General features: G+C 58.2%; 1 protein-coding gene. It reads right to left on the bottom strand.

Annotated elements, in window-relative coordinates; all coding sequences use genetic code 11:
• Positions 1-313: hypothetical protein (locus AC1RPT_RS07710; protein ID WP_481762972.1), on the bottom strand; the 313-nt coding region annotated here is incomplete at its 3' end.
• Positions 314-407 lie beyond the last annotated feature (94 nt).

The following is a 407-nucleotide window of genomic DNA, read 5'->3' as shown; positions in this document are numbered from 1 at the left end:
GACGTAGCGTTACCAGCTTTTTCTTGGACGCGGGCGCGGCGTCGGCCACCACTTCGAGACCGGTGCCGTTGCATTCCCTGACCGCCTTCAGGCCGTCGATCTTAACGTGGACCTTGCGTGCCTCATCGATCTTGACCACGGTTCCGAATTTCGCACGACCCTTGAGCACCACGAGTTTTACACGGGCCCGGTTCTCGATAGGTTTGCCATTTGCGTCAACGACAGGACGCGGACGCTTTTTCTTTGCGCGTGATTTCGTGTTCACCACGTCGGGCAGCAGGGGACTGCGCGAACCGGTTTTGATCTCGCTCATGAGACCTCCTTTACTTGGGAATCGGGAGCATACCACGCGTCACGTGCCCATGTCAACGGGGGTCGCGATATAACGCGCACGCGACATATAGAGG

It is taken from the genome of Dellaglioa sp. CoH-56-MRSF-11 (genome assembly GCF_056782135.1).
The sequence above is the reverse complement of the archived record's forward strand: the minus strand, read 5'-3'. Positions and strand labels throughout refer to the sequence as shown.